The sequence below is a fragment of the uncultured Desulfovibrio sp. genome, from assembly GCF_944324505.1.
Taxonomy (GTDB): Bacteria; Desulfobacterota; Desulfovibrionia; order Desulfovibrionales; family Desulfovibrionaceae; genus Desulfovibrio.
Map to the genome: position 1 here is coordinate 344,453 of NZ_CALUWO010000002.1, position 20,659 is coordinate 365,111.

At 63.1% G+C, this 20,659-nt stretch carries 17 protein-coding genes and 1 pseudogene; 10 read left to right on the top strand and 8 right to left on the bottom strand.

Annotated elements, in window-relative coordinates:
• Positions 1 to 25 precede the first annotated feature (25 nt).
• The 4 genes from Q0J57_RS04190 to Q0J57_RS04205 all read left to right on the top strand — a co-directional run bounded on the left by Q0J57_RS04190 (position 26) and on the right by Q0J57_RS04205 (position 3,493).
• Positions 26 to 541: an AsnC family transcriptional regulator gene (locus Q0J57_RS04190; protein WP_297217389.1), complete on the top strand. Its 516-nt coding sequence runs from the start codon at positions 26 to 28 to the stop codon at positions 539 to 541.
• Positions 542 to 587: 46 nt separating this feature from the next.
• Positions 588 to 1,955 (top strand): NAD(P)/FAD-dependent oxidoreductase, encoded by a 1,368-nt coding sequence (locus Q0J57_RS04195; RefSeq protein ID WP_297217391.1) that lies wholly within the window; start codon positions 588 to 590, stop codon positions 1,953 to 1,955.
• Positions 1,956 to 2,256: 301 nt separating this feature from the next.
• A complete protein-coding gene (locus Q0J57_RS04200) occupies positions 2,257 to 2,901 on the top strand; it encodes a redox-sensing transcriptional repressor Rex (RefSeq protein WP_297217393.1) in 645 nt (214 codons plus the stop codon).
• A gap of 10 nt (positions 2,902 to 2,911) precedes the next feature.
• The gene (locus tag Q0J57_RS04205; protein WP_297217395.1) at positions 2,912 to 3,493 is read left to right on the top strand and encodes a nitroreductase family protein; all 582 of its coding nucleotides are present in this window, start codon (positions 2,912 to 2,914) and stop codon (positions 3,491 to 3,493) included.
• Positions 3,494 to 3,590: 97 nt separating this feature from the next.
• Here Q0J57_RS04205 and Q0J57_RS04210 read toward each other — a convergent pair whose 3' ends face one another.
• The gene (locus tag Q0J57_RS04210; RefSeq protein ID WP_297217397.1) at positions 3,591 to 5,054 is read right to left on the bottom strand and encodes a cobyrinate a,c-diamide synthase; all 1,464 of its coding nucleotides are present in this window, start codon (positions 5,052 to 5,054) and stop codon (positions 3,591 to 3,593) included.
• A 60-nt stretch (positions 5,055 to 5,114) separates the two neighbouring features.
• On the bottom strand, positions 5,115 to 6,392 hold the full coding sequence (locus Q0J57_RS04215) for an IMP cyclohydrolase (RefSeq protein ID WP_297217399.1): 1,278 nt from the start codon (positions 6,390 to 6,392) through the stop codon (positions 5,115 to 5,117).
• 173 nt (positions 6,393 to 6,565) lie between these two features.
• On the opposite strand from Q0J57_RS04215, the gene Q0J57_RS04220 reads away from it, so the two are divergent.
• From Q0J57_RS04220 to Q0J57_RS04240, 5 genes are all read left to right on the top strand, one after another.
• Positions 6,566 to 6,934, top strand: coding sequence for a hypothetical protein (locus Q0J57_RS04220; RefSeq protein WP_297217401.1), 369 nt, complete (start codon positions 6,566 to 6,568; stop codon positions 6,932 to 6,934).
• Between the two features lie 109 nt (positions 6,935 to 7,043).
• The gene (locus Q0J57_RS04225; RefSeq protein WP_297217403.1) at positions 7,044 to 8,321 is read left to right on the top strand and encodes an adenylosuccinate synthase; all 1,278 of its coding nucleotides are present in this window, start codon (positions 7,044 to 7,046) and stop codon (positions 8,319 to 8,321) included.
• Positions 8,322 to 8,411: 90 nt separating this feature from the next.
• Positions 8,412 to 9,314: a DNA polymerase III subunit delta' gene (locus tag Q0J57_RS04230; RefSeq protein ID WP_297217405.1), complete on the top strand. Its 903-nt coding sequence runs from the start codon at positions 8,412 to 8,414 to the stop codon at positions 9,312 to 9,314.
• A gap of 159 nt (positions 9,315 to 9,473) precedes the next feature.
• Positions 9,474 to 10,067, top strand: a complete 594-nt coding sequence (locus Q0J57_RS04235; protein ID WP_297217407.1) for a recombinase family protein — start codon at positions 9,474 to 9,476, stop codon at positions 10,065 to 10,067.
• Positions 10,068 to 10,750: 683 nt separating this feature from the next.
• The gene (locus Q0J57_RS04240) at positions 10,751 to 13,162 is read left to right on the top strand and encodes an autotransporter outer membrane beta-barrel domain-containing protein (RefSeq protein WP_297217409.1); all 2,412 of its coding nucleotides are present in this window, start codon (positions 10,751 to 10,753) and stop codon (positions 13,160 to 13,162) included.
• 313 nt (positions 13,163 to 13,475) lie between these two features.
• Here Q0J57_RS04240 and Q0J57_RS04245 read toward each other — a convergent pair whose 3' ends face one another.
• Positions 13,476 to 13,961, bottom strand: coding sequence for a hypothetical protein (locus Q0J57_RS04245; RefSeq protein WP_297217411.1), 486 nt, complete (start codon positions 13,959 to 13,961; stop codon positions 13,476 to 13,478).
• 204 nt (positions 13,962 to 14,165) lie between these two features.
• Between Q0J57_RS04245 and asnS the strand changes: the two genes are divergently transcribed.
• Positions 14,166 to 15,527, top strand: coding sequence for an asparagine--tRNA ligase (asnS, locus tag Q0J57_RS04250; RefSeq protein WP_297217436.1), 1,362 nt, complete (start codon positions 14,166 to 14,168; stop codon positions 15,525 to 15,527).
• Positions 15,528 to 15,740: 213 nt separating this feature from the next.
• Here the strand turns inward: asnS and Q0J57_RS04255 are convergent, their stop codons facing one another.
• The 5 genes and pseudogenes from Q0J57_RS04255 to Q0J57_RS04275 all read right to left on the bottom strand — a co-directional run.
• Positions 15,741 to 16,934, bottom strand: coding sequence for an SAM-dependent methyltransferase (locus Q0J57_RS04255; RefSeq protein ID WP_363315453.1), 1,194 nt, complete (start codon positions 16,932 to 16,934; stop codon positions 15,741 to 15,743).
• Between the two features lie 58 nt (positions 16,935 to 16,992).
• Positions 16,993 to 17,946, bottom strand: coding sequence for a DMT family transporter (locus tag Q0J57_RS04260; protein WP_297217413.1), 954 nt, complete (start codon positions 17,944 to 17,946; stop codon positions 16,993 to 16,995).
• A 380-nt stretch (positions 17,947 to 18,326) separates the two neighbouring features.
• Entirely contained in the window at positions 18,327 to 19,607 is a 1,281-nt protein-coding gene (locus Q0J57_RS04265; RefSeq protein ID WP_297217415.1) for a phenylacetate--CoA ligase, read from the bottom strand.
• 550 nt (positions 19,608 to 20,157) lie between these two features.
• The gene (locus Q0J57_RS04270) at positions 20,158 to 20,391 is read right to left on the bottom strand and encodes a dissimilatory sulfite reductase D family protein (protein WP_297217417.1); all 234 of its coding nucleotides are present in this window, start codon (positions 20,389 to 20,391) and stop codon (positions 20,158 to 20,160) included.
• 52 nt (positions 20,392 to 20,443) lie between these two features.
• Positions 20,444 to 20,659, bottom strand: a pseudogene (locus Q0J57_RS04275) (sulfite reductase, dissimilatory-type beta subunit); the annotation flags it as partial.

Consider the following 20,659-nt stretch of genomic DNA (forward strand, 5'->3'; position numbering starts at 1 on the left):
GGCTGCCCCGCCTGCAAGGAGAACCATGCCACACACCACGCAGCCCGTGCCCGACGGCGCCACCTTTTCTCCCGAACCGGTGACCCTGGATGCCCTGGACAGGCAGCTGCTGGACATTATCCAGACTGCCTTTCCCCTGACGCCCCGCCCCTATGCCGACCTGGGAACCATGGTGGGCATCAGCGAGCAGGAAGCCTTTGAGCGCATCCGCTCCCTGCGCCAGCGCCACATCATCCGCCGGCTGGGGGCCAATTTTCAGTCCTCCAAGCTGGGCTTTGTCTCCACCCTCTGCGCTGCCAAGGTGGACGATGACAAGATGGACGCCTTTGTGGCCGCGGTCAACGCCTGCCCGGGCGTGACGCACAACTATCTGCGCGAGCACCGCTACAATATCTGGTTCACCTGCATCGGCCCCTCTCGCGAGGACGTGCAGCACACCCTGGATCAGATCACTGCCCGCACGGGGGTCCCCATTCTCAATCTGCCGGCCACCAGACTGTTCAAGATCCGGGTGGATTTCCGCATGAAGGACGGCAAATAACTTCTTTTCGATCCGCCCGGAGCGGATCCTCTCCCAAGGAGAAACCATGACCTGCGATGTCTGCATCATCGGCGGCGGCCCCGCCGGAACGCGTGCCGCACGCCTGCTGGCCGCTGAAGGCAAATCCGTCGTTCTGGTGGAAAGCGCGGAACTGGGCGGCACCTGCCTCAATCGCGGCTGCATTCCCACCAAGATGCTGCTGGGGGCCGTCACCACCCGGGCCAGCGTGCAGGCCCTGAACAAGCTGCGGGTGCTCTCCGGCGATGTTTCCCTGGAATTTCCGGCCATGCACACGCGCATGCGGCGTTTTGTCAGCGGAACGCGCCAGGCCCTGAGCAAGCAGCTGACCGCTGCCGGCATCACCGTGATGGAAGGGCATGCCACCTGCCTTGAACCGGGGCTTGTCCGCGTGGACGGCAACGAGGGCAGCCATCATGTCCGCGCTGCGGACATCATCATTGCCACCGGTTCCCGCCCAGCCGCCTTTCCCGGTCTGGCCGCCGACCACCTGGCCGTGCTGGACAGCACCGACCTGCTGGCCTCGTCGGACATTCCGGACAGTCTGCTCATCGTGGGGGGCGGGGTCATCGGCCTGGAACTGGCCGATGTCTACAGCGCGCTGGGCAGCCGCATCACCATCGTGGAGGCGGCCCCGCACATCCTGCCTGCCGAAGATGATGATATTGCCGCCGAAATGGCCCGTGCCTGCAAGAAAAAGGGGCAGTCGGTCATCTGCGGCATCCGGGCCACCTCGCTGGAAAGCCGGGACGGCCAGGCGGTGCTCATGCTGGAAAACGGCCAGATATTCACGGCCACCCGCGCCCTCATGGCCGTGGGACGGTCGCCCAATACCGCCGGCCTGGACTGCGACAAGCTGGGCTGCACCCTTGACCGGCGCGGCGCTGTGATGGTGGACACCTATTTGCAGGCAGCCCCCCATGTCTATGCCGTGGGCGATGTGAACGGGCGCGTGCAGCTTGCCCATGCGGCCGAGCATCAGGCCCTGTATGTCTCCCGCCTGCTGCTGGGACAGATCCATGCGCCCTATGATGACGGTCCTGTGCCGGCCTGCGTCTACGGCAGCACCGAAGTCATGCGTGTGGGCCTCACGGCGCGCGCTGCGGCGGCGCGGGGCAAGGTGACGGTTTCCGTGGCGCCCCTGAGCGCCAATGCCATTGCCCAGGCCCATGGCGACATCAGCGGCTTTGCCAAGGCCGTGCGCTGCGACGGCAAGCTGGTGGGCATGGCCGCCGTGGGGCATGATGTGTCGCACCTTGTCACGGCCGCCGAGCTGCTGGTGCTGCACGGCGCCCGGCACGGCTATTCGCAGGACTTCATGTACGCGCATCCCACGCTGGACGAATGTCTGGCCATGGCCCTTGACGCGCCCCAGCGCCCCTACCCCGCCAACTAACCGGCGACGGACGCCCCCTTTTACGGGAGAACCGACCTGTGACGGTTCTCCCTTTCTGCTCGTCCGCGGGCACGCTACCGGGCCATTCTGCCCGCATGCCGTGCCCGCGACAGGGCATCTGCCCGCCATTGAGCACCTGTATCCGGCCCCAACATGCTGACGGGCGGGCACTTTTCCGCGCACGGCCGCCATGGGCAAACGTGCCCTGATGGGCACACAGCACTTGCAGCGCCCGGCGTTTTGCAGTATTGTAACAAAAACTTTATTTCACAACACGTGTTTTTATCAACAGGATATCCTCATGGTTTCCCAACCAAAGAGCAAGCACATACCGCGCGCCACCATCCAGCGCCTGGCCACCTACGTACAGGTTCTTGAAAATCTTTCCCGGGACGGTGTGGAGGTCATTTCCTCCAACCCCCTGGCCGAGGCCTGTGGCGTCAACGGCTCGCAGGTACGCAAGGACCTCGCCTATTTCGGCGAGTTCGGCATCCGCGGCGTCGGCTATCACATCACATCGCTCATTGCCTCCATCACCTCCGCCCTGGGGGTGGACCGCGAATGGCGCATGGCCCTCATCGGAGTGGGCAATCTGGGCAAGGCCATTCTGAATCACGGCGAATTCCGCTCCCGCGGTTTCAATATCGTGGGCCTGTTCGACTGCGACCCCTTCAAGATCGGGGAAATCGTTCACGGCCTGGAAGTGCACTGCACCAAGGACCTCAAGGGCATGGTAGCCGAGCTGCACATCGAAATCGGCATCATCACCACCCCGCCGGAACGTGCCCAGCGCGCCGCCCAGCACCTCATGGATGCCGGCCTGACCAGCATTCTCAATTTTGCGCCCGCCCGCATCAAGGTGCCGGACCACGTTTCCGTGGAATATGTGGACTTTTTCCACCACCTGTACTCACTGGCCTTCAATCATACCCAGCAGCACAGCTAGGGGGCATCCCATGGATTTCAAAACCCTTGTGACCACGGCCCGCACCTGCCGCCGCTTTGTGGAAGAACAGCCTCTGCATCTTTCTGACCTGGAATGGCTCACCGACTGCGCCCGCGTCACGCCCAGCGCCCGCAATGCGCAGGTGCTGCGCTACATCCTGGTCAGCGGCAAAACCGTGGAGGCGGCCTTTCCGCTGACCACCTGGGCCGGCGCCCTCAAGGACTGGGGCGGCCCCTTCCCCGGTGAACGCCCTACGGGCTTCATTGCCATGCTGGTGCCGGAGGATGCCCGCGAGCTGACCTTCATCGATGCCGGCATCGCGGCCCAGACCATCCAGCTGGCCGCCACCTCGCGCGGCTGGGGCTGCTGCATCATCGTCAGCTTCAATCATCCCAAGATGCAGGCCCTGCTCCAGGTGCCGCAGGGCTACAAAATCGAACTCATGCTCGGTCTGGGCGTTGCCAAGGAAGAACGCCGTATCGCACCCCTGCCGCCAGACGGCTCCGTTGCCTACTGGCGCGACGCGCAGCAGGTGCATCACGTGCCCAAGCGCGCCCTGGATGACATCATCGTGGGCCGCTTCAGCGACTAGGCTGCCGTTCTTCCTTTCCCGCACAAAAAAGCCGCCGGATCACCCGGCGGCTTTGCTGTCTGCAGGCCATGCCATGGCGCGGGGGCGTGCCCCGGCGTCAGTCGTGCGCCCGTTCCGCGGCAAAGGTGGCGGCCGCTGCCACAAAGCGGCCGGCCCATTGCGGCACGGCCGGAGCAAAGCAATGCGTATAGGATGCCCACACGCGCCCGCGCACCAGGGCATCCCGTCCCCCGCCCATGCCCACGCCCCGGCGCAGCTCCAGCGCCGTGTCCAGCGGCGCCGCCGTCAGGGGAAGACAACGCGAAAAATGGAATTCGTGCCCGCGCAGGACCTCACCTGCCCTGAAATAGGGCGTATCCCGCAGCAGACGGCCTTCCACATAGCCCAGCCCCTGCGGACGGGCACAGAACTGCGCGCACACGGGAAAAAGGCCGCTCATGGCATGGCGCACGCCATCCCGCTCCAGCGCCGCAGCCAGCACCATGAAGCCCCCGCATTCCGCAAAGACGGGCAGGCCCGCTGCCGCCAGATCAGGCAGGCGGGCAAGGTGAGGAGACGCCGCCAGCCCGGCGGCAAAGTCTTCGGGAAAGCCGCCTCCCAGATAGAGGCCGTCCAGCTCCGGCCAGGGCGCCGGGTCCAGCAGGGACAGGCGCACCAACTGCGCCCCGGCCCGGCGCAGGGCCTCCAGATTTTCCGGATAGTAGAACCAGAGCGCCGCATCGCGCACATAGCCGATACGCGGCGCAGCCTTCGGGAGCCGGGCAGGGCCGAACAGGGCCTCGGCCGCATCGGCACAGCCTTCGGGCAACGGCACCGTCAGCGGGGCCGCCGAGCGGGCCACCTCCAGCACAGCCTCCACATTCACATGTTCCGCCACCAGCGAGGCCAGACCGTCCAGCACGGCTTCCGTCTCGGCCGAAAAGCTGTCGCCCTCCAGCGAGGCCAGCCCCATGTGCCGTTCCGGCAGGGGATTCTGGCGCTGCCTGGGCAGACAGCCCAGGACAGGCACATCCGTATAGGCTTCAATGCTCCGCCGCAGGATGCTTTCGTGGCGCGTGGAGGCTGTCTGCCCCAGAATGACCCCCGCCACGCGCACGCCCGGCTCGAAACGGGCCAGGCCGGCCACCACGGCAGCGGCCGTGCGCGTCATCTTGGTGCAGTTGAGGCTGAGCACCACAGGACAGTCCAGCGTGCGGGCCAACGCCGCCGTGGAGCAGCTGCCCTGCACATCCAGGCCGTCATACAGGCCGCGATTGCCTTCCAGCAGGGCCAGGTCCACGTCCGGCGCCATGCCGGGCCGGTCCTGCCCGGCGGCATGGGCAAACAGCCGCCGCAGACCGTCGGCATCCAGAAAGAAGGGATCCAGATTGCAGGCCGCCCGCCCGCAGGCCTGGGACAGCCAGGCAGCATCAATATAGTCCGGCCCCTTCTTGAACGGGCGGACCCGCAGACCGCGCTGCCGCAGCAGACGCGCCAGCCCCAGAGAAAACAGGGTCTTGCCGCCTCCGCCGGACACGGCAGACACGCACAGGCGCGGCAGGGAAAGCTGCAAGGACGTCATGCCGCCGTTCCCTGCCGGGCAGGCTGCCGCTGAGGAATGCTCGCTGTGCAACGGCCGCTCCTAGTGCTTGAAGGAACGCTGGCCGGTAAAGACCATGGCCACCTGCGGGCTGGCCTCGTTGCAGGCCATGATGACTTCCGCATCCCGCAGCGAGCCGCCGGGCTGGGCAATGGCCGTGACCCCCTGCTTCATGGCCGCATCCACGCCATCCCGGAAGGGGAAGAAACCGTCCGACACCAGCACCGATCCCGCAAGACCGCCCCGGGCTTCCCGGGTGCGCCGTTCGATATCCTGCAGGGCCTCGTCAAGGGCCGGGTCCGTGGCGGCCTTCTGCTGCAATTCGTAGAGCGACAGGCCGTGCTCACGGAAGGCCAGCACATCGGCATGCTTGGTATAGGCCTTGTGGGCGGCCAGTTCCACACAGCCCACGCGGTCCTGCTCACCCGTACCAATGGCCACAGTGGCGCCGTTGCGGGCATAGATGACGGAATTGGAGGTCACCCCCGCTTCCACGGCCCAGGCAAAGCGCAGGTCGGCCATTTCCGCCGGTGTGGGCATGCGGGCAGCCACGGAAAGCCCGTTCTTGTCCGTGGCGGCCGCGGGCAGAAAATCCTCATTGCGCAGGATGCGGTTCACAAAGGATTTCTGCACCACGATGCCGCCGTCAGCCAGGCTCTTGATGTCCAGGAAGGAGGACGCCGTCAGCTCTTCCAGGCGGCCCAGACCGGGCAGTTCCATGATGCGCAGATTCTTGCGGCTCTTGAGGATGTCCACCACGCCCTCTTCAAAGGACGGGGCCGCCACTACCTCGAAATAGCTGGCCGCCACCATTTCGGCCGCCTCGCGGGTAAAGGCACGGTTGGTCACCACCGCCCCGCCGAAGGCCGCAATGCGGTCACACCAGAAGGCACGCTCCAGCGCCGTGGCCACGCCCTCCTCGGCCCAGGCCGCGCCGCAGGGATTGTTGTGCTTGAGGATGATGGCCGCCGGGCGATCGGTGAGATATTGCAGAATATTGGCCCCGTTATCCACATCCGTAAGATTGGTCTTGCCGGGATGCTTGCCCGCCTGGATCATCTGCGCCTCGGTAAGCGCAGAAACAATGCCCTGCCCCGGACCGCGCCAGCGCAGGCCCCCGCAGGTGATGCCGCCGTCCACCAGTTCGTAGAGCGCGGCGGGCTGATCGGGATTTTCGCCGTAGCGCAGGCCCTTTTCTTCCCCGTCCAGCGTCCAGGTACGTTTTCTGTAGATCAGTTTTTCCTCTCCCAGCAGGATGGTCATGGTATCAGGAAAAACGTCTTTCTGGACATTCTTGTACATGGCCTTGAGATCGCGCATCGTGGTTCCTCCCGAAGTAACTGTCTCTTCACGCCCGTCCTGCCGGCCGGCCAGAACAATGCCGGACGGCGCAGGGGCGGCACCGTCCCTGCATAGCAAAAAGCGGCCCGCAAGGCCAGCACGGGCATTTGACGCCCGCCCGGCAAGACCGTACAAGAGGCTCGGGAGGATTTATGGAAAAGCTGCTTGCCCGCATTGCCCGCCAGCTGGATGCCGTTGACGAGGCCTCGCTCATGTCGCTCTGGAACAAGTACGCCACCATTGCCAGCCGCTTTGAACCCACCAAGCGCTGGGAAGAGGCGGTGCTCATCTTTTCGCTGATCCAGGCCAAGCACATGAAGAACCAGCTCTTCAACTTTTACTGGTCTGCCCAGGTCCGCACGGAACATGCGGAAAAGGGCAGCCCGCCCCCGCCGTCCCCCCTTGCCGCCTTCCACCTGGACAGCCCGGCAGACAGCCAGCCGGCACACGACGAAACAGCGGAACGCCCGCCCCATACCTGCCGGGTGCTGCCCTTTCAGCCGGCACAGCACAAGGACTGACCCCCGCCGGTTTGACTTGCCGCCCCGGACAGGATAGGGAATATCAAAGGAATTGCGCGTGGGGCACGGCCCCCCTTTTTTATCCCCCCGTGTGGAGGACGAGGTAAGCATGGCTAATACAGTGATCATCGGCGCCCAGTGGGGCGACGAGGGCAAGGGCAAAATCGTGGATATGCTCAGTGCCGAAAGCGACCTCATCGTGCGCTTTCAGGGCGGCAACAACGCCGGGCACACCATCAAGGTGGACGGCAGGGAAACCATCCTGCATCTCATCCCCTCCGGCATCCTGCATGAAAACAAGGTCTGCCTCATCGGCAATGGCGTTGTGCTGGACCCGGAAGTCTTCCTTACGGAAGTGGACGCCCTGGCTGCCAAGGGGGTGGACGTATCGCCTGCCCGCCTGGGCATCAGTCCCAAGACCCATCTGATCCTGCCCTATCACAAGGCCATGGACCAGGCGCGCGAAGCCAAGCGCGCCGGCAAGAAGATCGGCACCACCGGCCGCGGCATCGGCCCCTGCTATGAAGACAAGGTGGCCCGCATCGGCGTGCGCGCCGGGGACCTTGCCCAGCCCGATCTGCTGCGCGAAAAGGTGCGCCATGCCCTGCTGGAAAAAAACGTGCTGCTGCGCGACCTGTACCACTTCCCCGTCCTGGATGCGGACGAAGTGGTCTCGACCCTGCTGGCCCAGGCAGAACGCCTGACCCCCTACCTCACCGATGTGTCCGCAGCCATCCAGAAGGCCCAGAATGCGGGGCAGGACATTCTTTTTGAAGGGGCACAGGGCATCCATCTGGATGTCGATCACGGGACCTATCCCTATGTGACCTCTTCCAATACCGTGGCCAGCTCCGCTGCGGCGGGCAGCGGCGTAGGCCCCCGCGCCCTGGATCGCATCCTGGGCATCGTCAAGGCCTATACCACCCGTGTCGGTTCCGGCCCCTTCCCCACGGAACTGGAAGACGATACCGGCAACTACCTGCGCACGCAGGGGCACGAATTCGGCGCCACCACGGGCCGGCCCCGTCGCTGCGGCTGGCTGGATACCGTGGTGCTGCGCGAAACCGTGCGCCTCAACAGCATGACCGACATGGCCCTGACCAAGCTGGACGTGCTGCGGGGGCTGCCCGCACTCCGCATCTGCGTGGCCTACGAGCTGGACGGCCAGCGCCTGGAATACATGCCGCAGATGGAAGGCGCCCTGGGCCGTGTCACCCCCATTTACGAGGAACTGCCCGGCTTTGACGAGGACATCAGCGACTGCACCAGCTACGATCAGCTCCCGCAGCCTGTGCGTGACTACATTACGCGCATTGAAGAACTGAGCGGCGTGCGCGTGTCCATTGTTTCCGTCGGGCCGGACCGCAAGGCCACCATGGTCCGCTAACCACGACAATCATGCCAAGGCCCGGCCAGCTGCCGGGCCTTTTTTGTTCACGGCCGGCGCCATGCCCCGCCGGCATCTCCCGGATAGCCCATGACCGCACCCACGCTCTTTGCCTCCCTGGCAGATGATGCCTTCCGGCATCTGCTGCTCGCGCTGAGCCGTCTGGGCCAGCGCCCGCCGCAGGTCCTGCTGCTGGAAGGCGGCACGGAAGAACAGCGGCTGGACATGGCCCGCTGGTGGGCCTGCCGCCTCAAATGTCCGCAGCCGCTGCCCCAGGGCACACCCTGCCTGCACTGCCCCACCTGCCTGCAAACCGGCACGGGCGAGCACCTGGACATGCTGGCCTACGACGGACGCATCAGCAACCGGGAAGACGAGGAAAACCCCGGCCTTGTACGGGCCTTCAATATGGAGCAGGTGCGCCTGCTCAAGAGCCGCCTGCGCGATGCTCCCCACGGGCCTGGTCCGCGCGTTGTCATCCTCATGGGCCTGTCCCTCACGCGGGACGAAGCGGCCAATGCCCTGCTCAAGAGCCTGGAGGAACCGTCGCCCGATACCCGCTTTGTGCTGCTGGCCGCACAACGCGAACAGCTGCTGCCCACGCTGGTTTCCCGCTCTCTCTGCCTGACGCTGCCCTGGCCGGACAGCCAGACCCGCGATGCGCAGGTCCTGCCGTGGGAAGAGGCCCTGGGCGAATTTCTCACCAGCGGCCGGGGCCTGTTTGAAAAAAGCGGCGCCCGCAATGCCCTGGACGCCCCGCTGACAGGCCGCATCCTGCTGGCCTGCCAGAAGTCCCTGAGCCGGGTGCTGGCCGGGCAGGCCGACAGCCACAGCCTGCTGGACATGGCCCTGCTCTCCCTGGACGCCCGCGCCCGTGCCCAATGTGCCAGCTGGCTTGCCGAAGCCCAGGAAGCCCTGGCTTTCAACGTCACGCCCGCCCGTGTGCTGGAAGCCCTGGCCGCCCGTCTGTTTGTATTGCGCCACGGCGGATAATCTTCTCTTTCGCCGCGCCGATCCTCCCCTCCCCGTTTTCTGCTGCAAACCGCCTCTTTTCTTTTCGGAAAAGAGGCGGTTTGTCTTTGGTTAACCGGTCTGCCGCCTCTCTCCAGAAGCGGCCTGCGTCCTGCAATCTCAACATCGAGGAGAACAGCAATGGGAAAAATATACGGCTATGCTCGCGTATCCAGTGGCGATCAAAATGAAGGCCGCCAGCTTATGGCTATGCGCCATCACGACATACCCATGGCACAGATATTTGTGGACAAGATATCAGGCAAAAACTTCATCCGGCCACAGTACCGGCGTCTTCTGTCCTGCCTGCGACCGGGCGACATGCTCTGCATCACCAGCATCGACCGGCTGGGCAGAAACTATGAGGAAATACTGGAACAGTGGCGTCTGCTGACCCGCAAACTGCGGGTGGATATTCAGGTTTTCGACATGCCGCTGCTCAACACCCGCCACGACAAGAACCTCATGGGCACCTTCATCGCCGATCTGGTGCTACAGATATTGTCCTTTGTGGCGCAGAACGAGCGGGAAAACATCCGCCGGCGCCAGGCCGAGGGCATAGCAGCAGCCCGCCTGCGGGGCATCCGCTTCGGGCGGGAGCCCCGGCCGCTCCCCCACAATTTCGAGGAGATTCGCTCGCTGTGGGAGCAAGGCCTCATTTCGGCCGGCGAGGCCGCCAGACGCTGCGGCATGGCCCGATCAACCTTCCGCTATCGGGCAAAACGCCTGTCATAACACATAGATATGTACTGACAATATTGTGTACATTTTCGACACGTTATAACATTTTTTAAAAATATACCAATAACTGTATATTCTGTAAAGAATAAAAATATTAGGAGCGAAAACTCCCCCATGACGAAAAAGTACACTTTTTCGCCGTTCATTTCTGAAAAGTACATGGTTTTCAACGCATCCATAATACTTTTCAGACAAACAACATGGGGGAAGAGATGCTGCAATATGTTGTTGAAAAAATTCAATTGACGTACTTAGTTATTCTGAAAAAATGTCTGCAGCCGGAAATGGCGGGCATCCTGCTGCTGGCATGGGGAACATTCTCCGGACTGACATATCAAGCTGTAGCCGCCGATGTTACACTTACACAAAAAAACATCCATTTTCGTGCTGATGACAATCACCCAGACGGTTATTCCAAAATATATGACGGAAGTGTAACAATAGATATTACTGCGACAGGCTCACTCTCTGATAAAAATTTTACGGAAGAGAATTTCAGGCCAAACGAGGGAACATGTCTATATAACAATAAGGAATTCGGAACGGGTGTTCTTGTCTGGAGCAGGAGTGATCTTGCCATACGCGACAATCTATCCATCTCAGTCATTCCCGAGCATTTTACCGGTTCGAAAATCGAAACGACACGTCAGGGTATCCATATCCAAAGCGGCGGGACCATGCATGTGGGCGGTGATACCACCATTTTTGTGGATAATTATCGGCATACAGACGTGTACCCTCCGGCTGCTGCTGACGAAGATTATGGTCTCAACTCCCAGAAGGGTATCTCGCTTTCTGGTGAAGGTTCCACCCTTGTACTGGATGGCGACCTCGACATCACCATGCTGCACGGAAATCGCTCCACAGGGATTCTGGCCCAAGAGGACGCCAGCTTGACCGTTGGCGGCAATACCTCCATTCTGGTCAAGGATGCCCCCTACTATACCTACGGTATAGCAAATCGCTACTCGGATCAGAAATACGCATTTGCCGGCTGGGCTGCCGACGATGCCGATCTTCACTTCAAGGGAGATCTGGACATCACGGTAGAAGGTGGCAACAACGCCGTGGGCATTAATCTACAGCATACGAATGGAGAGGCATCCGCTCTCACAGTGGACGGACATCTTCACATCACGGCGTCCGGCGCCCGTGAATATGAAAACAAAACCAGCCTCCAGGACTTTCCCAATGCTGTGTCCAACTATGGAATTTTTCTAAATAACATTGAAAATGCCACATTTACCAGCGCCGACATCAGCACTATGTCCATGGGGAATGATGTGGAGTCCATCGGTACCTATGCCTACTGGAGATCATCAGCCACCTTTACGGGTCATGTGGCCTATCACACAACCGCCGATGAGGATGCCGTTGCCATTTCGGCTCTGGCGCGGGCGGGCAGCCACCTGGACTTTCAGCAGGGCCTCCAGGCCAAGGGACGTGTTGTCCTCAACGCCGTCGGCAATACCTGGGAAGAGGCCTCAACCATCACAGTGAATTCGTCCCGCAATACCGAAGCCATTGTCCAGCTTGAAGGCAATATTGTGGCCGGACAGACGGACACCGCCTCCATCTGGGGCAATGCCTATGATACAACAACGGACAGCCCCGCCACCACAAATAGCATCAGCGTTCATCTTCTGAACAAAAATTCCTTTTTTACCGGCAGAAATGTTCTAGGCAATGTGGGCAGCAAGATCGACCTTACCTTCGACAGTGCAGCACACTGGAACATGACCGACAGCTCGCCGGTTTCCGCACTCACCCTGAACACCTCCGGCACCGTAGACATGACCTACCAGAATACCGCTGCCGCTGCGGGCTTCCGTACCCTGACTGCGGACAGTCTGAACGGCAACAACGGCCTGTTTATCGTCAATACGGATATTGATGCCGATAAGAGCGACCAGATCATCATTGGTCATGCCAGCGGTACACACCGCCTTTACGTAAACCCCACTGGCGCGGAACCATCGCGGGAGGCCATGGCGACCTTTATTGTGCAACAGCAGGAAGGCAGCGGGAACTTTTCCCTGGCCAATGCCGGCGGCAAGGTGGAACACGGCTTGTATTTCTATGAGCTGGCGGACCGAAGCATGGGCACGGATGGTCGGGAGTGGTACCTCCGTCGTGCCGTGGGAGCGTCCGGCCAGGGAGACAAGACGCCCACAGGCGAAACTGTGCTGGGCTTGTCCGGCATGGCCTCGGCCTATGCCATGTGGATGGGGCAGCTTTCCGACCTGCGCGAGCGCCTGGGGGAAATTCGCTACGGCAACGGCAAAGATGGCCTGTGGGTGCGCGGCTTTACACAGGAAAATCGGCTCTCCGGTCTGGATGGCGTGGACTTCAGCCAGAATTTCTACGGCACATCCTTTGGCTATGACCGGCTCGTAGAGCAGGATGAAAACAACAAATGGCTCTTTGGGCTGCGCGGCCAGATCACCAGGGCCGAACAGCGCATCGACGGCCTGCACGACGGCTCCGGTGACAGCCGCTCCTACGGTGTGGCGGCCTACGCCACCTGGCAGCACAGCGACGGCTGGTATACCGACACCGTGCTGAGCTGGGACTGGTATGACCAGAACCTCAAGACCCGCATGCTGGACCGCACGCGCGTGCACGGCTCCTATACGACCTATGGCGGCGGCTTCAGCCAGGAGTTCGGCCGCATGTTTCGCTTTGACAACGGCTTTTTTATGGAACCGCAGCTACAGCTTGCCTGGTACTGGATGAAGGGCACGGATTTCACTACCAGCAACGGCATGGACGTGGATCAGGACGACATGTACGCCCTCACCGGCCGCGCCGGTCTGGTACTGGGCAAGAAATGGGATCTAGACGAAGGCCGCTATTTCCAGCCCTATCTCAAGGGTGGCGTGAACCACGAGTTCCTTGGCGACCAGACCGTCACCGTGAACGGGGTGCAATTCAGTGATGATTTGCGCGGCACCCGCGTCTATTACGGTGCCGGCCTTGACCTGCAGTTTGCGGAAAACGCCCGCCTGTATGCAGAATTTGAGCGGGAAGACGGTGTGAAAGCCTCCACCCCCTGGGGCATCAGCGCCGGCCTGCGTGTGGAATTCTAGTCCTGATACCAGAACACGTTTTGCGGGGAGAAGTCTGTCCGTCGTCTCCCCGCGTGTTCTGCCGCCCGGCAGCACGCGGAAGTCCTGCGCCGGACAGCCCGTCGTTTGATGCCCCCTGAGTAACGTATTCGCCTGTTGCCTTACCGGCAGGCGACTTTCCGCCACTGTCCTGTCAGTGCGGGGGACCTGGCAGCACCCGGCAATGCAGGCGGGCCGTGCGCTGTTCTGGCCGGCCTGCGCCAATCCGCCTGACGCAAAAATGGCGCCACACCCTGCGGTGTGGCGCCATACTCCCATGACGTAAAAGATGCGCCTACTTCCAGAGGTTCTCGTACTTGGCGGCAATGCCGTCCGTACGTTCCACCAGCTTGGCCACCAGTTCGTCCACTTCTTCCATGTTCAGCGTGCCCACTTCACGGGACAGCAGGAAGCCGAGGTAGCCTTCGCCCTGCTTGAAGACCCAGCACACGGAGTACACCGACCCCACATGCGGGCGGCCGGGAAATTCGGGCTGTGTCATGATGAGCAGCTGGAGCTTGGGTTCGTCCTTTTCATTGAGCACAAAAAGATTGCTCTGATTAAACGTTTCCTTCAGCCGGGTGGCCAGGCGCGCACCGATGCTGTCCGTGCCCTCGTTGACCACAGCGACGGAAGTGACCCGCACCTGCGTCTTGACAGGCTTGTCGGCCTGGGCCTTGCCGGCCTGCGGCGTTCCCGCCTCTGCGGCCTGCACGGCCAGCGACGGCGAAAGGCAGCCCAGGGACAGGGCCAGCGCGGCAGCACACAACAGTTTTTTCATGCTTATCTCCTTGTTCCGGCCGGCCAGCCGGACAGGACAAGCCCTGCCGGAAGCGCAGCGTACGTTTTTTCATGGTAGATAAAGTCAGGGCAAAAGCCAAGCCCGCACGCCGCAGCAGGCATGACTTGAGCCTTGCCGGCATTCAGGCTACAGTGCCGCTATCCCCCTTTTTTTCCCATTCACCGTTTACAAGGCAAGGACATGATGCAACGCACGCTTATCGCCGATGCGCTGGCCGCCACGGCGCCGCAGCGCGACATGACGCTTTGCGGCTGGATACGCACCCGCCGTGATGCCAAGGACTTCAGCTTTGTGGAAGTGAACGACGGCTCCTGCCTGGCCAATATGCAGTGCATCGTGGATGCGGGAACTCCCGCTCACGAGGCGCTGGGCGATGCCTCCACCGGCGCCGCCATCTGCGTCAAGGGCGAACTGGTGCCCTCGCCGGGCAAGGGCCAGCAGTGGGAAGTCCGCGCCGCGGCCATCACGGTTTTTGGCAAGGCCGATCCCGAAACCTACCCCCTGCAGAAAAAGCGTCATTCCGACGAATTTCTGCGCACCATCGCCCACCTGCGCAGCCGCACCAATAAATACGGCGCGGCCTTCCGCATCCGCTCCGAAGCGGCACGGGCCGTGCATGACTTCTTTCACAGCCGCCGCTTTGCCTGGGTGCACACGCCCATTCTCACCGGTTCGGACTGTGAGGGGGCGGGCGAAATGTTCCGGGTGACCACCCTGCCCGGCGCGCCCAATCCGGCCGAGGACTTCTTCGGGCGCTCCTGCAATCTCACCGTGTCCGGCCAGCTGGAAGCCGAGGCGCTGGCGCTGGGCCTGGGCCGCGTCTATACCTTTGGCCCCACCTTCCGGGCGGAAAATTCCAATACGCCGCGCCACGCGGCCGAATTCTGGATGATCGAGCCGGAAATGGCCTTTGCCGACCTGGAAGACATCATGGAGCTGGGTGAATCCCTCACCCGCCACGTGGTGGAGCACTGCCTCAGCCAGTGCGAGGCCGACATCCACCTGTTTGATGCCTATGTGGACAAGGGTCTGGTGGAACGCCTGCAGGGCATGCTCCGGCAGCCCTTTGCCCGCTGCACCTACCACGAGGCCATCCAGATTCTTCAGGACAGCGGACGGAACTTCACCTTTCCCGTGGCCTTCGGCGTGGACCTGCAAACCGAGCACGAGCGCTACCTGGCCGAGGAGCACTTCCAGCGGCCCGTCATCGTCTACAACTACCCCAGGGAAATCAAGGCCTTCTACATGCGCGCCAATGACGACGGCGAAACCGTGGCAGCCATGGACGTACTGGTGCCGCGCATCGGCGAGCTGATCGGCGGATCGCAGCGCGAGGAACGGCTGGACCGGCTCAATGCCCGCCTGCTCGAACTGGGGCAGAATGCCGGGGATTACTGGTGGTATCTGGACCTGCGCCGCTTTGGCACCGCTCCCCATGCCGGTTTCGGCCTGGGCTTCGAGCGCCTGCTCATGATGCTTACCGGCATCACCAATATCCGTGATGTCATTCCCTTCCCGCGCACGCCCGGCAGTCTGGAATTCTAGCCCGGCCTCTTCCGGTTGTGCATGCCGTGCGCCAGGCCCTCGGGTCTCGCGCACGGCACCGTGCTGCGCAGGCCCTTGCGCCCGCTTCCGGGTGGCCTGTACGCCCCGCCCCGCCGTTTCACGTGAAAAGATGGTCCCCGCAGGCCGGCTGAAGCAGCCCTGCCGCAAGGTGACGCGCATGGCCTGGCGCAGCCCTCCGGACGGACGCGACGCTCAGCAGCCGGCCGCTTCGCGGGACCAGATGAACGTCAGCTCATGCTTGTTGCAGGACAGGTGCCGCAGCTCGCCTCCGGGCAGGGCGGCAAAGGCGCGGGCCGTTTCATGATCCGTGCTGGCCTGAAACTTGAGGGTGCAGACCACATTGCGGCAGGCACCGCAGGCAATCCAGCGCCGCACCACCTCCAGCAGGCGGGCAGGATAGCAGATCATATCCGAAAACAGCCAGTCTACGCAGCCCACATGCCGCGGATCCAGACCAAAGCCGCTGCCCAGACAGTGATTGACCCCCGGCATGGCCGCCACCTGCGGGGCCAGCGCTGCCCTGTCAAGGCTGAAGACGCGCGCCCCCAGCCCGGCCAGCACCCACGTCCAGCCGCCCGGTGCGGCGCCCAGGTCCACACACAGCGCGCCCGGCTCAGGGCGACGCCCCAGCAGCGTAAAGACTTCCCAGAGCTTGAGATAGGCCCGCCCCGGCGGGTCCTGCCGGTTTTCCTCAAACAGCACCTCCCCGTCAGCAAAAGGCGAGGTGGTTTCCGGCGAGGCCAGCAGCAGATCATGATCCCAGAGGGCAAAAGCCCCCAGCGGTGCCGTGGGCGCGGCCTCGCCAAAGCGCAGGGGGCGGGAGGCCACGTGCGGCAGGCCCTGTTCCACAAGATGCTGGCGTCGCACCTGTCCGCCATCCCGCAGATAATGCCCGCGCCAGTTGCGTTGCAGGGCTGTCAGCTGGCGCACGGCATCCCCGATGGAGGCCACGGGCAGCCAGCGCGGCGCGGTCCACACATTCTGTGCCCAGGCCGCAGGCGCCCTGCCCCTGGCCAGCACAAGACGGTCCCGCACCGTGATGACGCGCCCGTCCAGTTCTTCCAGCAGCGGCTGCATGAAGTCGCGCGGGGCCAGCTGCACGCTGAAGTCCTCCTGCGGCAGTGCCGCACGCGGCAGCAGCGGCCAGCGCCGGGCCAGGGAAAGCTGCTCTGCATGGCGGGACGCGCGCTGCTTTTCCCGACGGGCCGAACGCCAGTCCGGCACCGTGTGCGACGGCCCGGCCGGGTGCTCGGCGTCCTGCCGGTCTGCGGCCTTGCCGGGCTGTGCCCCTGCCCTTGCGGCGGGTCCCCGGCGGGATGCAGCAGCCTTGCCGGCGCCTTCCGGCGTCGGACGCGCTGCGCGTGGAAATGGGGAATGCGTTTTCATGCGGGGCAGCATAGCGCAAAGCGCCGACAGGGCCAAGCCTGCCGGCGCGTCGTCACGCTCAGGCGCCACGCCGGGGCATGAGCCGGCGGGGCCAGTGCAGCATGGGGCCGACAGCAATGCCCAGGGCACCCACCACGACCACCAGCGCGCCCACGTAGCCCAGCAGGCCCAGGGGTTCCACCTCGTAGACGCCAGGCAGCAGCTGTTGCAGGATGGCTTCCAGAAAAATGGTGAACAGGGGTGTGGTGGTCACCACGGCACTGACCTTGGCCGCATGCCAGATGCTCATGGCCTTCACAAAGGCGCCATAGGCCACCAGCGTATTGATGCAGGCAAAGAGCAGACACAGGCCCTGCACGAAATTCAGGCGCAGGATGTCCGCGGGCGAGACAAAGGGCGTCAGCCCCAGGGCACAGCAAAGATAAATGATGCGCATGAGCCGGGTGGGCGATACGGAGCGCAGCAGCACCTTCTGGGCAATGCCATAGAAGGACCAGATGGTGGAGGCCCCGGCGCTCAGCAGCATGCCCACCAGAAAACGGCTGTCCGTTCCGGCAAAAAGCTGCTCAAGGCGGGTATTGAAAAACAGCAGCATGCCGGCCAGCAGCACCACCACACAGCCGGCCTGAATGGGCAGAAAGGATTCGCGCAGCACAAAGACGCTGCCTAGCAGAAGCAGCACAGGTCCCCCCTGTGCCATGATCTGACAGGCCGATGCGTCAAGATAGCCCACCGCCGTATTGAACATGACAAAATTGCCGCCCAGCCCCACAACAGCCACCGCCAGCAGCAGTATCTGCCGGCGGGTCAGGCGGCTAGCCGCCGGCGCGGCCTGCCGCACAGGGCGGCGTTCGGGAAATATCCATATCCAGACGGCTGCCACGCAGAAGCGCAGCCAGACAATGGTAGTGGCATCCACCACAGGCAGAATATGTTTGACGGCCAGGGGCAGCGCACCCCAGAACAAGGCTGTGACCAGGGCCAGCAGCAAACCCGCTCCAGTGGGAGACATGGCATCCTCCAGAAAGAGAACATGCGGCCTGCCGCCGCAGCACAGTCCGGGCACCAGCGGCCGCCTGTCCCTCATGGAAAGGCAGCACGGCGCTTGCCCTGCCCGGGCAGGCAGACGGCATACAGGCAACGGCAGGCGGACGGTACCCGGCGACGGTCGTCCGCATGTGAGCTGCCCTGGAGCATACCGCCAGAACGCGGAAGATGCCAGAGGCAGAACGCCTGCGCGCGCTGTTCATGAAAAATCGACGTAATGTGCAGAAACGACGCCGGAGAAAAGGGGCAGCCACGGCATCACCGCAGCGCCCGGCCGGAGATTTTCCGGCAGCGACACCATAGGGGACCGCCTGCCGGGCAGCCGGCAGGCGCATACGCCCTGCCCTAGACCTGCCGCAGGTCCACCACGCGCTTGGACTTGCTGAAGGTACGCGGCAGGCTGCCGGCATCGGTCACGCGCACATCCACCCGGGCCAGAATGGCCTTGTGCAGACGTCGCCCCACGGTTTCGGCCAGGGCCGCATCCCCATCGGCGGAAACGCCCTGCGCCCGTTCCACGGTCAGGGTCATGTGATCTATCGCCCGTTCGTCGCGGCGCAATTCCACCTGATATTCGCCCCCCAGTTCCGGGAAGGCGCCGATGACATCCATGATCTGACCGGGATAGATGTTGACCCCGCGGAAGATGATCATGTCGTCGGAACGGCCCAGGATGCGGTCATGGCGCGGCATGTTGAGGCCGCAGGCGCATTTGCCGGGCAGCAGGCGGGAAAGGTCATGCGTGCGGTAGCGCAGCAGGGGCACGGCCTCCTTGCGCAGACTGGTCACCACCATCTCGCCCACCTCGCCCACGGGAACCGGTTGCAGGGTTTCGGGGTTCAGCACCTCGATGATGAAAAGGTCCGCCCAGTAGTGCAGGCCGTCATGGGCATCACAGTCCATGGCCGTGCCCGGCCCGTACATTTCCGTCATGCCCGCAATGTCATAGCTGGCTTCCAGGCCCAGCTTGCTTTCAATGGCCTGCCGCATCTTCTCGCTGCGGGTTTCCGAGCCGCAGATGACCTTTCTGAGCTTCAGTTCATCCCGGATTCCGGCGCGCTCCACTTCTTCGGCCATGAGCAAAGCCATGGACGCCGTGGCCCCGAAGCAGGTGCTGCCCATGTCCCGCAGCAGCTGCAAGTGCATGTCCAGATTGCCCGGTCCCACCGGAATGGTCAGCATGCCCAGCTTTTCGCTGCCCAGCTGAAAACCTGCTCCGGCCGTCCACAGGCCGTATCCCACGGCAATCTGCATGCGGTCCGCGGGCGTCAGCCCCGCCAGCTCGTAGCAGCGGGCCATCTGGAGACTGAAAGTATCAATGTCGCGCTGCGTATAGGACAATATCTTGCGCTTGCCCGTGGTCCCGCTGGAGGCATGAATGCGCACCACCTCTTCCGGCGGCACGCACAGGAGCGGCAGCGGATAGCCTGCCCGCAGGTCTTCCACATCCACCGTGGGCAGCCGGCGCAGATCATCCAGACTGCGAATATCCTCCGGGTGCACGTCACCCAGATGCTCCCGGTACTGCGGCGACTTCAGCGCCTGCGCCACGGTGTAACGCAGCCCGTCCAGCTGGATGCGGGCCAGTTCTTCATCGTCATACTGCGGAATGAAACGGTAGGCCATGATGAATCCTCACAGGAATTGACGCGGCATTCCCGCCGCGAAAGGCGATTGTGCGCGTTTTTCCCCCGCCCTGCAAGAGGGGGAAAGGCTCCCTCCTCCGCAGCACAGGCAGAAGCCCCCACGAAAAACCGGCAGGGACATGTCCCTGCCGGTTCTCGTGGAGGCCGCAACCCCTGTGTTGGGCCGGATACGCCGCGCAATGGCAGTGTACGGCGTTATCCCTGACGGCTAGCCGTCAAAACGAGCAAGCCTTTCCTGTGCATCCATGGTCCGCCTTCCGGCCATGCTGTCATTTCCCGGATAACAGCCTCTCCGGAATACATGCGGGCTGCCCTGCGGGGCACTCTTCCGGGCATACCGGTGCTATCCGCTGGTGTACGGACAGCCGGCATGCCATGAAACGCCCCTGCATGGCGCCGCGCCGTGCGGGAGGGGGAGGTGCGCCCCCTCCCTGACAGCGGTACGGCATGTGACCCACATGGTCGGCGAATCCCTGTGGCCGCATGAAATCTTTCTGCCAGGGCAGCACACCCTGCCCGTGGCCTGATGCCTAGTCCTCGCCCTCAGTGTGGGCCTGCTTGCCGGCACCCTTGAGGCCGTACATGGTGGTGGAACCGGAGGACCAGAATTCCAGCACTTCCTCGTTCACCAGCTGGGTGAGCAGCTTCTTTACCTCGCGGGGGCCCTTGTCGGGGAAGAGTTCCGTGAAGTCCTTGAAATAGAACTTGGACTTGGCAGCGGACTTGCCCTTGAGGAAGTCAACAATAACGTCTTTGTCAGCCATTTTCTTCTCCTGTCCCGGCGGTGCGCCAGGCACCGCCGGGGTTGCAACGAACCTAGAACTTGAACTGGGTGCTCTGACGCCAGGTGTAGTAGGCCGGATCGCGGAAGTCGTCGATGAGATGATGGGTGAACTTCAGGCCGGTGAGCTTGAAGAAGGTTTCCCAGCCGATGCGGTTGGCCCAGTCGCCCAGGCGTTCGTACTTGTTGGCATTGGCCGCGTACACGTCAAGGATGTGCTTGACGGTCTTGGTCAGGGTGGGCCAGCGGGG